This is a genomic window from Pelagihabitans pacificus, assembly GCF_009371985.2.
In the GTDB taxonomy this organism is placed as follows: Bacteria; Bacteroidota; Bacteroidia; order Flavobacteriales; family Flavobacteriaceae; genus Pelagihabitans; species Pelagihabitans pacificus.
In genome coordinates, this window is sequence record NZ_VIKU02000001.1 from 579,958 (window position 1) to 592,919 (window position 12,962).

The window sequence follows — 12,962 nt, forward strand, 5'->3', positions numbered from 1 at the left end:
ACAATTTGGTATTTCTATTTAGAGTTTAATTAACAAAGTCCGAAAGCCCCATAATCAGTAAACAAAAGGCATCAGAGTAAATATAGGGAGCGGTAATATTCATCCACGGATTTCTTCCAGGTAAACCGCTTTCTTTTTGCATTTGCCTTGATTCTTTTCCACTGTGGCCGGTCATTGGTATAAACGTCCAGAGCGAGGTCGAAACATGTCAACATATTCCTTATTTTTTCGTCATAGGTATCACCGTCAAAAGAGAAGCCCGTTTTCAAATGTGATACGGTGTCTTTAAGCCCCCCCGTATGGTGCACCAAACAGGGATTTCCATTACGCATGGCCAACATCTGGCTTATACCACAAGGCTCGAACAAGCTGGGCATGAAATAGAGATCTGATTCCAAATAAATAGAGTCTATAAGGTCTTCGGACTGACCATTGGTAAAAATAAAATTCTTGTGGTCGTAGCTCATCTGTCTAAAGAGATCTTCATACTCTGGGGCTCCGGTCCCTAGCAACATAAAAATACCGTCGATCTTCTCGAGCTTCTTAAGAATTTCAACAAAAGCTTCCGGTGAACGTTTAAAAAAATAAAACTTCTGCTCGGTGAGTCGCGCTACGCTCGAGACGATGAACTTGGGGTGATTTTGTACGTATCGCATCACCTTTTCCCCGGTATGGGCGAGAAAATCGGCTTTGTATTTTTTAGATTCTTCCTGTAACCATCTAAACAGCGCCTTGACCGTATTTCGATAGAGCTTTCCTTTAGCGGCTACACGGATATTGCTATAATTGCACCCGTTCAATATGCCGAACAACCTCCCCTCGTTATCCGCTTCCAACAAATCTTTTTCCAAGCCCTCACCACCTATGAATTCCGGGGGTGAACTTGGTCGTAGAACATCTTCCTTATACGAAGGGGATACGGTATGCACTGCATCTGCAAAACGAATACCAACCGCCATAAGGTTTACACAATCTTGGTATCTATAATCCATGAGTGCCCCATAATCCAATTCCAATTCCGGAAACCAATTTTCAAGGGAAGAATAATTATCCCCAAAAGGTCGTATACCCTGAATCGCCAAATTATGGATACTATACACGTAGCGCATTTTTTTTAGGCCATTATAGGAAGGATGATATTTTTTTAAAAACAAGACCAAGCTAGAATGCCAATCGTGCATGTGCACCACGTCTACTTTTCCAAAAGCCTCCCTTTTTAAAGCCTCCGCCACGGCCGTACAAAAGATGATATACTTGATGGCGTCGGTATAGAAAGGTTCTGTTGGATCGTTGTGATAAATGTGGGCAATATCGCCTTCCTCTATTTCGGGATGGTGGATGACATAGTGGTGAAGGTTCCCAAACTCCTTTTTAGGAACTACCTCATATAGCTCTGCGGTATAGTCGATACCCCTTAACCGAAAATGAAGATGGGTCTTTAAAGTGCCGTTTTGGTGCAATCGGGAATAGGAAGGCACCACCACATGTGCCCTATCTCCCCTTTCCGAAATCTGTCGGGGTACATCACGTACTACGTCTCCCATACCTCCGGCCTTGCAATCAGGTAATGCATCGTTCTCAGCCGCTACGAAAAGAAAGTTGTTCATGAAGCGTTCATGGTTTTTGAGAAGTTACAAGATATTCAAATTAATCGTACCAATAGGACCCATTTCATAAAAAAACCCCTTCAGTTCAACGATTGGAAGTGAAGGGGCTTAGGTCAATCTCCTTACCTACTATTGCACCTTGAACGCCTTCTCTTTGGGATAGTGGGCCATATCACCCAATTCTTCCTCGATACGTAGAAGCTGGTTGTACTTGGCCATCCTGTCGGAACGGGAAGCGGAGCCGGTTTTAATCTGTCCCGTATTTAAGGCGACTGCTAAATCTGCTATCGTATTGTCCTCCGTTTCCCCTGAACGGTGCGACATGACCGAGGTATATCCCGCGTTTTTCGCCATATTCACCGCTGCAATGGTCTCGGTCAAGGTGCCTATTTGGTTCACTTTGATCAAAATCGAGTTGGCAATACCATTTTCGATACCTCTGGAGAGTCTTTCCACATTGGTCACGAACAGATCATCTCCCACCAGTTGTACTTTATCCCCTACTTTATCGGTCAAGGCTTTCCAGCCGTCCCAGTCGTTTTCATCCATGCCGTCCTCAATGGAAATAATCGGATACTTTCCACAGAGCTCAGCCAAGTACTGCGCCTGTTCTTCCGAGGTACGAACTACTCCTTTATCACCCTCGAACTTTGTATAGTCGTACTTGCCATCAACGTAGAATTCGGCCGATGCGCAATCCAAGGCGATTTTTACATCCTCTCCTAATCGGTAACCGGCCTTATCGACCGCCTTGGCAATCGTGTCCAAGGCATCTTCGGTACCTCCGGGTAAATTCGGCGCAAAACCTCCTTCGTCTCCCACAGCGGTACTCAAATTTCTATCATGTAGTACCTTTTTGAGGTTGTGAAAAATTTCAGTACCCATTTGCATCGCATGGGAGAAACTCTTCGCCTTCACCGGCATAATCATAAATTCCTGAAAAGCAATGGGCGCATCGGAGTGGGAACCTCCATTGATAATATTCATCATCGGAACCGGCAAGGTATTGGCACTAACGCCGCCAACGTATCTATATAGCGGTAAACCCAACTCGTTCGCAGCAGCCTTCGCGACTGCCAATGAAACCCCCAAAATGGCATTGGCGCCTAATTTTGATTTATTCGGGGTACCATCAAGGTCGATCATTATCCGATCGATTAGATTTTGTTCGAAAACCGACATCCCTAAAATTTCGTCGGCGATGGACGTATTTACATTTTTCACTGCATTGGCTACCCCCTTGCCCATAAAAGCACTGCCACCGTCGCGAAGTTCGACTGCTTCGTGTTCTCCGGTAGAGGCTCCTGATGGAACCGCTGCCCTACCCATGATGCCATTTTCGGTAATGACATCGACCTCTACTGTGGGATTGCCTCTTGAATCTAATATTTGTCTTGCGTGTACGCTTAATATGATACTCATTTGTTTCTTATTTATGATTGGTTTTCGATAACCCAAAGATACGAAACCAGCGGCTCAAAAGGCCGTTGGCGACAGGGTTATTCATCCAGATATAACGCTAATTTAAACTAGGAAACCGATACCGTGTCGACCGACTTGATCATCTCGAAAAATTGATCGAACAAATACTCGGCATCGTGCGGACCCGGGCTTGCTTCCGGATGGTATTGTACTGAAAAAACATTCTTGTCCTTCATTCGAATACCGGCAACCGTTTGGTCGTTCAAATGCACGTGGGTAATTTCAATATCGGGGTTCGCCTCCGTTTCTTCCCTATTAATGGCAAAACCGTGGTTTTGGGAGGTTATCTCTCCCTTACCGGTAAGCAGGTTGATTATAGGGTGGTTAATACCCCTGTGCCCGTTATGCATTTTGTAGGTAGATATACCGTTGGCCAACGCAATGACCTGATGGCCGAGACAGATACCAAAAACCGGTTTGTCCGTAGCGATCATTTTTTTGGCGGTTTCAATTGCATCGGTCAGGGGTTCCGGGTCGCCTGGCCCGTTTGAAATGAAGTATCCATCTGGATTCCATGCCGCCATGTCCAAAAAGGACGCATTGTAAGGAAATACCTTGATATAGGCATCCCTTTTCGCCAGGTTCCTCAGGATATTCTTTTTGATTCCGATATCCAAGGCGGCAATCTTGTAGGTCGCGTTTTCGTCACCAAAGAAGTAAGGTTTTTTGGCCGATACCTTCGATGCTAGCTCCAGCCCCTCCATGCTGGGAACTTCCGCCAACTGCTTTTTCAAGCCTTCCACGTTCTCAACATCCGTGGAAATAACGGCATTCATGGCTCCATGGTCCCGTATATAGCTCACCAGCGCACGGGTATCGACATCCGAGATGGCAAAAAGGTTGTTCTTATCCAAAAACTCCTGTAAGCTGGCATCTGCGGCCGGACGTGAGTAATCGTAACTGAAATTTCTACAAATAAGACCTGCTATTTTAATGGACTCGGATTCTACTTCATCCTCATTGGTTCCATAGTTCCCGATATGGGCGTTCGTGGTCACCATCAACTGTCCGTAATAGGAGGGGTCTGTAAAAATCTCCTGATAACCGGTCATACCGGTATTGAAACATACCTCACCGAACGCGGTACCGTCTTTGTCGCCTACCGACTTTCCATAAAAAATAGTGCCATCGGCCAATAATATCAATGCTTTCTTTCTTGCTTGGTACTTCATATGTACTTCAACTTTTTAAGGGTTTTACAAAAAAACATAAAAAAAGGATAAGCTTTTAGGCTTATCCTTTTAAATTATTATTATTTATCGACATCTTATTCTTCCGAGTCATCTGCCTTTGATTCAGTGTCGCTCTGTGCTTCCGTTGCTGGCTGAGCCACGGCAACCGGTGGCGTCTGTGTTTTACTTCCGCTGCCGCCTCTTCTACTTCTTCTGGTAGTTTTCTTCTTAGGCTTGTCGGCATTGTACAACTCGTTAAAATCGACCAACTCTATCATCGCCATATCGGCATTATCTCCCAACCGATTCCCCAACTTTATAATCCGCGTATAACCTCCCGGCCTGTCTCCTACTTTTTCGGAAACTACGCTGAACAACTCGGTTACCGCATATTTATCGCGCAGGCTCTTGAAAACCACGCGGCGATTATGGGTGCCTTTTTCAGTAGTGAGATTATTTTCTGCCTTTGATTTGGTAATCAAGGGCTCCACAAACTGTTTCAAGGCCTTGGCCTTGGCCACTGTGGTATTTATTCTTTTGTGTTCAATCAGGGAACATGCCATATTGGCCAACATTGCCTTTCTGTGGGCCGCTTTTCTCCCTAAATGATTGACTTTCTTACCGTGTCTCATTTTTATTGCTATTGACTTCCTTGTCCGGGATTTTCCCTTCTAATAGAAGTAAATTAATCTTTATCCAATTTGTATTTTGAAAGGTCCATACCGAAGCTCAGACCTTTGTTGATGACCAATTCTTCCAATTCGGTCAGTGATTTTTTACCGAAGTTCCTGAACTTCATCAAATCATTCTTGTTAAAGGAAACTAAATCCCCCAAGGTATCAACCTCGGCAGCTTTTAGACAATTCAAGGCGCGTACCGACAAATCCATATCGACCAATTTGGTCTTCAACAACTGTCGCATGTGCAACGACTCCTCATCATAGGTTTCCGTTTGTGCAATTTCATCGGCTTCAAGGGTGATTCGCTCATCGGAGAAGAGCATAAAATGGTGAATCAATACTTTTGCCGCTTCGGTCAATGCATCTTTCGGATGAATGGAGCCATCGGTCTCGATTTCAAAAACCAACTTTTCATAATCGGTTTTCTGCTCTACCCTGAAATTCTCGATGCTGTATTTAACGTTCTTTACAGGGGTAAAGATTGAGTCGACTGCAATGGTGCCCAAGGGCATACCTGATTTTTTATTCTCTTCCGCAGGTACGTATCCTCGCCCTTTGTCCAAGGTAATCTCCATATTGATGTTTACCTTGGGGTCCATATTACAGATAACCAAATCAGGATTCAGTACCTGATATCCTGAAATGAATTTTTGAAAATCCCCTGCGGTCATTTGCTGTTTCCCACTTACTGAAATCGATACGGTCTCTGCCTCCGAATCATCGATTTGCTTCTTAAACCGAACCTGTTTTAAGTTGAGGATGATTTCGGTAACATCTTCGACTACACCGGGAATTACAGAAAACTCATGCTCTACGGTATCGATACGAACCGATGTAATCGCATGGCCTTCCAATGCTGAAAGCAATACCCTTCTTAATGCGTTCCCAACTGTTAATCCATAACCAGGCTCCAAAGGGCGGAATTCAAACTTCCCTTTGAAATCTGAGGAATCGATCATTATTACTTTATCGGGTTTCTGAAAATTAAATAATGCCATAATGTGGATCCGTGTTGGTTTATTTTGAGTATAACTCGACGATTAATTGTTCTTTGATGTTTTCCGGAATTTGAATTCTCTCGGGAACGGAAACAAAGGTTCCCTCCATTTTTTCGGAATTCCAGGTAATCCATTCGTATACCTTGCTATTGGCAGCCAAGGCATCACCGATGGTTTGAAGTGATTTTGATTTTTCCCTTACCCCTACGACGTCACCGGCCTTCAATGTATAGGATGGGATATTGACCAACTCTCCGTTTACGGTAATGTGTCTATGGGAAACCAACTGTCTTGCTCCCCTTCTCGAGTTGGAAATACCCATACGGTACACGACATTGTCTAGACGGCACTCGCATAATTGAAGCAAAATTTCACCGGTTACACCTTCCTTTCGCTTCGCGTTGGCAAAAATGTTCCTAAATTGTTTTTCTAAAATACCGTAGGTATATTTAGCCTTTTGCTTCTCCATCAACTGGATAGCATATTCCGATTGTTTGCCGCGACGTCTGTTCTGTCCGTGCTGCCCCGGAGGATAGCTCTTCTTTTCGAAGGCCTTGTCGTCTCCGAAGATCGGTTCCCCGAATTTACGTGCTATCTTACTAGTTGGTCCTGTGTATCTTGCCATTTTCTTATAGTTAGAAGTGTGATTATGAATTAAGGCTTATCCTTCGATAATCGTTCACTACACTTCGATTGAAATATAAATTAATGATTATGATTATTAAACTCTTCTTCGCTTGGGAGGTCTACAACCATTGTGCGGCATTGGGGTAACGTCAATAATTTCGGTTACCTCAATTCCTGAATTGTGAATGGATCGGATAGCGGATTCCCTACCGTTACCGGGGCCTTTTACGTATACCTTTACTTTTCTAAGACCTGCTTCGTGTGCTACCTTAGCACAATCTTCGGCAGCTATTTGCGCAGCATAGGGCGTATTCTTCTTGGAGCCTCGGAATCCCATTTTTCCGGCCGAGGACCAAGAAATTACATCTCCCTTTTTGTTGGTCAAGGAGATAATAATATTGTTGAACGACGCAGTAACATGAGCCTCACCAACCGACTCGATGATTACTTTACGCTTTTTCGCTGTTTTTGCACTTGACTTTGCCATATTCTACTTGTATTCGGTACTAAACAGTAAGTAGTATGTATTTTTCGGGCTTCTGAAGCAAAACCTACTTGATACTGTTTACTCAATGCTCGGTACCATCGTATTATTTGGTAGCCTTCTTCTTATTGGCGACCGTTTTTCTCTTTCCTTTTCTTGTTCGGGAGTTGTTTTTGGTACGTTGACCCCTTAGTGGAAGACCAGATCTATGACGTATACCACGATAACATCCGATATCCATCAAACGTTTGATACTCAATTGAGTCTCGGAACGCAGCTCACCTTCGATTGTGTATGAACCTACTGCTTCACGGATACGACCTATTTCATCGTCGTTCCAATCGGACACTTTGGTGTCCTCGCTCACCTTTGCTTTTTCCAAAATCTCTTTGGCCCTGCTTTTACCGATTCCGAAGATATAGGTCAAGGCAATTACACCCCTTTTCTGTTTTGGTATATCTATACCTGCAATTCTTGCCATAATTATCCTTGTCTTTGTTTAAATCTAGGATTCTTTTTGTTGATTACATACAACCTGCCCTTTCTGCGAACAATCTTGCAGTCGGCACTTCTTTTCTTTACTGATGCTCTAATTTTCATCCCTGTGTCTTAATATCTATAAGTAATTCTAGCCTTTGTTAGGTCGTACGGACTCATCTCCAATTTCACCTTATCCCCGGGAAGTAATTTGATGTAATGCATACGCATTTTTCCCGAGATGTGTGCGGTCACTACGTGGCCATTCTCAAGTTCAACACGAAACATCGCATTTGACAATGCCTCTATGATACTTCCATCTTGTTCTATTGCTGCCTGTTTAGCCATAAATTATGCTACTTTTCTGTTTTTTCCTGTCTTCATAAGGCCATCATAATGCCGATTCAACAAATAGGCATTTACCTGTTGTACCGTATCGATTGCGACACCTACCATAATCAAAAGGGAAGTTCCACCATAAAATAGGGCCCAACCGGCCTGTACATCCATCAGTTTTACAACGATGGCCGGCAATACGGCCAAAAATGCCAAAAAGATAGATCCTGGTAGGGTTATCAACGACATAATTTTATCCAAGAAATCACCTGTTTCCTTTCCGGGTCGTATGCCTGGTATGAATCCTCCGCTTCGCTTTAAATCATCGGCCATCTTATTGGTAGGCACGGTAATCGCGGTGTAGAAATAAGTAAAAATGATAATCAAAAGAGCGAATAGAATGTTATAGGCCCATCCGAAGATATCACTAAACTGTACCTGAATCCATTGTCCGGCGGCCGTATCGTCAAATGCGCCCCCGATCAATCCGGGAACGAACATAATCGCTTGTGCAAAAATAATTGGCATCACCCCAGACGCGTTCAATTTTAGGGGAATGTACTGTCTTGATCCCATTACATTCTTCTCATATCCCCCGGATGCCGTTCTTCTGGCATATTGCACCGGAATTTGTCGGGTAGCCATTACCAACAGAACACTCGCAAGGATAACAAGAAACCAAACAATGACCTCAATCAATACGAACATCAGTCCTCCCGTATTGTTTGCCGTTCTGGAGACGAATTCCTGTACGAACGACTGTGGCATCGTAGCAATAATTCCAATCATAATCAGTAGCGATATACCGTTACCGATTCCCTTATCCGTAATTTTTTCACCCAACCACATTGCAAACACACATCCTGTTACCAAGATAATAACGGCGGGCACCATGAAGTCAAGTCCTTTCCCGAGTACGAAAGCACTATCAGGAACACCAAAAGCTTCAAGACCGTACAAATAGGCAGGTGCCTGCACGATACAAATACCGATCGTCAACCATCTTGTTATCTGGTTGATGGTTTTTCTACCGCTCTCGCCTTCCTTCTGAAGTTTTTGAAGGTACGGAATTGCAATTCCCATCAACTGAACCACGATCGAGGCGGAGATGTAAGGCATGATTCCCAAAGCAAAAATGGAAGCATTGGAAAATGCCCCACCGGTAAATGCATTCAAAAGACCGAATATCCCCTGATCGGTTCCTTCGACAAGGGAGCCCAATTGGGTAGAATCGATACCTGGAAGCACAATTTGGCAACCAAAACGATATACCAAGAGCAGCCCCAATGTAATGATGATCCTATTCCTGAGCTCTTCAATTTTCCAGATATTCGATATGGTCTCGAAAAATTTCTTCATAGTCGTCTTTAGCTTATAAACTTATTGCCTCTCCTCCGGCCGCTTCTATGGCCGCTTTTGCAGTGGCAGTAAACTTATGTACCGTAACTTTAAGGGAAGCCTTCAATTCGCCTCTCCCTAAAATTTTTACCAAATCGTTCTTTCTAGCCAATCTGTTCTCTACCAGGTCTTCGAATGTCACCGCATCCTTGATAACCTTGTTATCGACCAGCTCCTGAAGTGTATCAAGATTAATTCCTCGATACTCTTTCCGGTTAATGTTCGTAAAACCGAACTTGGGAACACGTCTTTGCAAAGGCATTTGGCCCCCTTCGAAACCAATTTTCTTCGAATAACCAGATCTTGACTTGGCTCCTTTGTGACCTCTGGTAGCCGTACCTCCTTTACCGGAGCCCTGACCTCTACCAATTGTTTTTCCCGCCTTATTGGCGGCACCCTTTGCTGGTTTTAAATTGCTTAAATTCATTACAACAGTGTATATTAAGCTTCCTCGGTAGAAACTAAATGTTTAACTCTATCTATCATTCCAAGAATATTCGGCGTGGCTTCGTGTTCTACCACTTGCCCTATTCCCTTTAAGCCAAGAGCCTTTAAGGTTCTTTTTTGGTTCTGTAGCTTTTTAATGCTACTACGTACCTGCTTTACTTTAATTTTAGCCATAACTATTCCTGTAATTATCCTTTAAAAACTTTTTCCAAGGAAACACCTCTTTGACGGGCAACCGTACCTGCATCCCTTAACTGCAATAGGGCATCGAAAGTAGCCTTCACCACATTGTGTGGGTTGGAAGAACCTTGGGATTTTGACAGTACATCGTGCACACCTACGGATTCCAATACGGCTCTTACGGCCCCACCCGCAATTACCCCTGTACCATGTGAGGCAGGTTGAATATAGACGCGGGCGCCTCCAAATTTCCCTTTTTGCTCGTGAGGAAGGGTATGGCCGTTCAAAGGTATACGGATCAAGTTCTTCTTGGCGTCCTCAATAGCCTTGGCGATTGCGGTTGCCACTTCCTTTGATTTACCCAGACCGTGTCCTACAACTCCGTGTTCGTCACCTACCACGACAATTGCCGAAAACCCAAAAGCCCTACCTCCTTTGGTCACCTTGGTCACGCGTTGAACACCTACCAATTTATCCTTTAGCTCTAAACCTCCCGGTTTTACAGTCTCTACGTTTTTATATTTCTGGTACATAAATTTTATTTAGAATTCAAGTCCTGCTTCCCTTGCTCCCTCGGCCAAGGCCTTGACCCGACCGTGATATAGATTGCCTCCTCTATCAAAAGCCACTTTGTCGATTCCCACTTTCTTTGCTTTTTCGGCAATCGTCTTACCTACAAGATTGGCAATCTCCGACTTGGTCCCCTTTTCTTTGCCCAAAGCTTTATCCCTTGATGAAACGGCCACGAGGGTCGTACCTTCCTGGTCGTTGATAATTTGGGCATAGATTTCACTATTGCTCCGGAAAACCGATAACCTTGGACGCGCTTCGGTACCAAAGGAAACTTTTCTTATCCTTTTTCTAATTCTAGATTTTCGTTGAATCTTTGACAATCCCATAACACTCTTATTAAGCTGATTTACCTGCTTTTCTTCTTAACTGCTCACCGACAAACTTGATTCCTTTCCCTTTATAGGGCTCGGGCTTACGGAAAGAACGTATTTTGGCGGCTATCTGACCTACCAATTGCTTGTCGTGCGAAGTTAGTTTTACAATTGGATTCTTACCTTTCTCCGACACCGTTTCTACCTTTACTTCAGGAGCAAGCTCAAGAACGATATTGTGAGAGAATCCAAGCGCTAAATCCAACTTTTGACCTTGATGGCTCGCACGGTATCCTACCCCGACCAACTCTAACTCTTTCGTCCACCCTTTGGACACTCCCTCAACCATGTTCAAGATCAATGACCGATAAAGGCCATGCTTGGCTTTATGTTCCTTCGAATCACTTGGCCTGGTTACCCATGCCTGCCCATCTTCAATTTTGACGGAAACCCCTGAATATTCCTGGGTCAATTCACCTAACTTGCCTTTTACCGTAATGATGTTGTCGTTGACCTCTATGGTCACTCCCTCAGGAATTGCGATTGGATTATTACCTATTCTAGACATTTTCTACTTCTTTCTTTCAATTAGTATACGTAACACAACACTTCACCGCCCACATTATCCCTTTGCGCCTGCTTGCTTGTCATTACTCCATGCGAAGTAGAGACAATCGCTATCCCAAGTCCGTTAAGCACCCTTGGTAGGGTCTCGGCCCCTGTATATTTTCGAAGACCGGGCTTGCTCACACGATGTATTTTTCTGATAACGGGTTCTTTGGTCACCTTGTCATATTTCAAGGCAATCTTTATCGTACCCTGCACCTTGTCTTCTTCGAACTTATAGCTAAGGATATAGCCTTGGTCGAACAAAATTTTGGTGATTTCCTTTTTAAGGTTGGATGCCGGAATCTCCACGACCCTATGACCCGCACTACTTGCGTTTCTAATCCTTGTTAAGTAATCTGCAATAGTATCTGTTACCATCTTTTTCTAATTATGAACCTCATCCTTTAAATCTAGGGAGGCAACTTCTGAATTTTTTCTTACCAACTTGCTTTCTTGACCCCGGGAATCAAACCTTGATTGGCCATTTCCCTGAATTTAACCCTTGAAATACCAAAGGTTCTCATGTACCCTTTAGGTCTTCCAGTAAGTTTACAACGGTTGTGCATGCGTACCGGAGAAGCGTTTTTTGGCAGTTTCTGAAGTGCTTCATAATCGCCGGCCTCTTTTAGGGCCTTACGTTTTTCGGCATACTTTGCAACTGTTTTTGCCCTTTTTCGCTCCCGGGCCTTCATTGATTCCTTAGCCATACTAGTTCTTTTTAAAGGGTAACCCCAATTCGGTTAATAACGATTTAGCTTCTTTATCGGTCTGTGCGGAGGTTACAAACGTAATATCCATACCGTTGATCCTATTGATCTTGTCAATGTTTATTTCAGGAAATATGATCTGCTCGGTTACTCCGAGACTATAATTTCCACGGCCATCGAATCCGGTAGCGCGAATTCCTTGAAAATCCCTTACTCGGGGTAGCGCCGTAGTCACCAAACGGTCTAAAAACTCGTACATTCTTTCCCCTCTCAAGGTAACCTTGGCGCCAATAGGCATACCCTTTCTCAATTTAAAGGCCGCCACGTCTTTTTTGGACACTGTGGCTACAGCCTTTTGTCCGGTAATATTCGTCAATTCCTCCACCGCATGGTCGATTAATTTTTTATCGGCCACGGCAGCGCCAACACCTCTACTGACAACGATTTTCTCGAGCTTGGGAACCTGCATTACATTTTTGTAACCAAACTCTTTTCTGAGCGCGCCTACCACACGATCATTGTATTCCTGTTTTAATCTTGCAACGTACCCCATAACTAAATTACTTCATTGGATTTTTTAGCGAATCGCACTTTTTTGCCATCCCGAGTTTCGTAGCCAACCCTAGTCGCCTCTCCCGATTTTGGGTCGATTAGCGAAAGGTTCGAAATATGTATGGGGGCCTCTTTCTTGACAATACCACCTTGAGGATTCTTGGCGCTTGGCTTTTCATGTTTCGACACCATATTGGCACCCTCTACAATCGCTTTATTCTTTACCTTATCTACCTTCATCACCTTCCCTTCGGTGCCTTTATGGTCACCTGCGATGATTCTAACGGTATCGCCTGTTTTAATTTTTAACTTTTTCATTCTT

The 12,962-nt window shown here is 43.8% G+C and carries 20 protein-coding genes; all 20 read right to left on the bottom strand.

Annotated elements, in window-relative coordinates; translation table 11 throughout:
* Nucleotides 1–71: 71 nt before the first annotated feature.
* The 20 genes from FK220_RS02565 to rplX all read right to left on the bottom strand — a co-directional run bounded on the left by FK220_RS02565 (nucleotide 72) and on the right by rplX (nucleotide 12,958).
* Nucleotides 72–1,607 (bottom strand): glycogen synthase, encoded by a 1,536-nt coding sequence (locus FK220_RS02565; protein ID WP_152572710.1) that lies wholly within the window; start codon nucleotides 1,605–1,607, stop codon nucleotides 72–74.
* A gap of 129 nt (nucleotides 1,608–1,736) precedes the next feature.
* Nucleotides 1,737–3,029, bottom strand: coding sequence for a phosphopyruvate hydratase (gene eno / locus FK220_RS02570; protein ID WP_152572711.1), 1,293 nt, complete (start codon nucleotides 3,027–3,029; stop codon nucleotides 1,737–1,739).
* Between the two features lie 107 nt (nucleotides 3,030–3,136).
* Nucleotides 3,137–4,261, bottom strand: coding sequence for a glutamine-hydrolyzing carbamoyl-phosphate synthase small subunit (gene carA / locus FK220_RS02575; RefSeq protein ID WP_152572712.1), 1,125 nt, complete (start codon nucleotides 4,259–4,261; stop codon nucleotides 3,137–3,139).
* Between the two features lie 95 nt (nucleotides 4,262–4,356).
* A complete protein-coding gene (gene rplQ / locus FK220_RS02580) occupies nucleotides 4,357–4,893 on the bottom strand; it encodes a 50S ribosomal protein L17 (RefSeq protein ID WP_152572713.1) in 537 nt (178 codons plus the stop codon).
* Nucleotides 4,894–4,946: 53 nt separating this feature from the next.
* Entirely contained in the window at nucleotides 4,947–5,939 is a 993-nt protein-coding gene (locus tag FK220_RS02585; protein ID WP_152572714.1) for a DNA-directed RNA polymerase subunit alpha, read from the bottom strand.
* A gap of 19 nt (nucleotides 5,940–5,958) precedes the next feature.
* The gene (gene rpsD / locus FK220_RS02590; RefSeq protein WP_152572715.1) at nucleotides 5,959–6,564 is read right to left on the bottom strand and encodes a 30S ribosomal protein S4; all 606 of its coding nucleotides are present in this window, start codon (nucleotides 6,562–6,564) and stop codon (nucleotides 5,959–5,961) included.
* Between the two features lie 96 nt (nucleotides 6,565–6,660).
* Complete coding sequence (gene rpsK, locus FK220_RS02595) at nucleotides 6,661–7,053, bottom strand: 30S ribosomal protein S11 (protein WP_152572716.1); 393 nt, start codon at nucleotides 7,051–7,053, stop codon at nucleotides 6,661–6,663.
* A gap of 103 nt (nucleotides 7,054–7,156) precedes the next feature.
* Nucleotides 7,157–7,531 carry a 30S ribosomal protein S13 gene (gene rpsM / locus FK220_RS02600; RefSeq protein WP_152572717.1) on the bottom strand — a complete coding sequence of 125 codons (375 nt, stop codon included), beginning with the start codon at nucleotides 7,529–7,531 and terminating at the stop codon, nucleotides 7,157–7,159.
* A gap of 2 nt (nucleotides 7,532–7,533) precedes the next feature.
* Entirely contained in the window at nucleotides 7,534–7,650 is a 117-nt protein-coding gene (ykgO, locus tag FK220_RS02605; protein ID WP_152572718.1) for a type B 50S ribosomal protein L36, read from the bottom strand.
* A gap of 9 nt (nucleotides 7,651–7,659) precedes the next feature.
* A complete protein-coding gene (gene infA / locus FK220_RS02610; protein ID WP_013305172.1) occupies nucleotides 7,660–7,875 on the bottom strand; it encodes a translation initiation factor IF-1 in 216 nt (71 codons plus the stop codon).
* Nucleotides 7,876–7,878: 3 nt separating this feature from the next.
* The gene (gene secY / locus FK220_RS02615) at nucleotides 7,879–9,222 is read right to left on the bottom strand and encodes a preprotein translocase subunit SecY (protein WP_152572719.1); all 1,344 of its coding nucleotides are present in this window, start codon (nucleotides 9,220–9,222) and stop codon (nucleotides 7,879–7,881) included.
* A gap of 13 nt (nucleotides 9,223–9,235) precedes the next feature.
* Entirely contained in the window at nucleotides 9,236–9,688 is a 453-nt protein-coding gene (rplO, locus tag FK220_RS02620) for a 50S ribosomal protein L15 (RefSeq protein ID WP_152572720.1), read from the bottom strand.
* A gap of 14 nt (nucleotides 9,689–9,702) precedes the next feature.
* Entirely contained in the window at nucleotides 9,703–9,882 is a 180-nt protein-coding gene (gene rpmD / locus FK220_RS02625; protein ID WP_152572721.1) for a 50S ribosomal protein L30, read from the bottom strand.
* Nucleotides 9,883–9,896: 14 nt separating this feature from the next.
* The gene (gene rpsE / locus FK220_RS02630) at nucleotides 9,897–10,421 is read right to left on the bottom strand and encodes a 30S ribosomal protein S5 (RefSeq protein ID WP_152572722.1); all 525 of its coding nucleotides are present in this window, start codon (nucleotides 10,419–10,421) and stop codon (nucleotides 9,897–9,899) included.
* Nucleotides 10,422–10,430: 9 nt separating this feature from the next.
* Entirely contained in the window at nucleotides 10,431–10,787 is a 357-nt protein-coding gene (gene rplR, locus FK220_RS02635) for a 50S ribosomal protein L18 (protein WP_152572723.1), read from the bottom strand.
* Between the two features lie 10 nt (nucleotides 10,788–10,797).
* Nucleotides 10,798–11,340, bottom strand: coding sequence for a 50S ribosomal protein L6 (rplF, locus tag FK220_RS02640; RefSeq protein WP_152572724.1), 543 nt, complete (start codon nucleotides 11,338–11,340; stop codon nucleotides 10,798–10,800).
* A 20-nt stretch (nucleotides 11,341–11,360) separates the two neighbouring features.
* On the bottom strand, nucleotides 11,361–11,759 hold the full coding sequence (rpsH, locus tag FK220_RS02645; RefSeq protein ID WP_152572725.1) for a 30S ribosomal protein S8: 399 nt from the start codon (nucleotides 11,757–11,759) through the stop codon (nucleotides 11,361–11,363).
* A gap of 59 nt (nucleotides 11,760–11,818) precedes the next feature.
* Nucleotides 11,819–12,088, bottom strand: coding sequence for a 30S ribosomal protein S14 (rpsN, locus tag FK220_RS02650; RefSeq protein WP_152572726.1), 270 nt, complete (start codon nucleotides 12,086–12,088; stop codon nucleotides 11,819–11,821).
* 1 nt (nucleotide 12,089) lies between these two features.
* Nucleotides 12,090–12,641, bottom strand: a complete 552-nt coding sequence (gene rplE, locus FK220_RS02655) for a 50S ribosomal protein L5 (RefSeq protein WP_152572727.1) — start codon at nucleotides 12,639–12,641, stop codon at nucleotides 12,090–12,092.
* Nucleotides 12,642–12,643: 2 nt separating this feature from the next.
* Nucleotides 12,644–12,958 (bottom strand): 50S ribosomal protein L24, encoded by a 315-nt coding sequence (gene rplX, locus FK220_RS02660; protein ID WP_152572728.1) that lies wholly within the window; start codon nucleotides 12,956–12,958, stop codon nucleotides 12,644–12,646.
* Nucleotides 12,959–12,962: the final 4 nt, after the last annotated feature.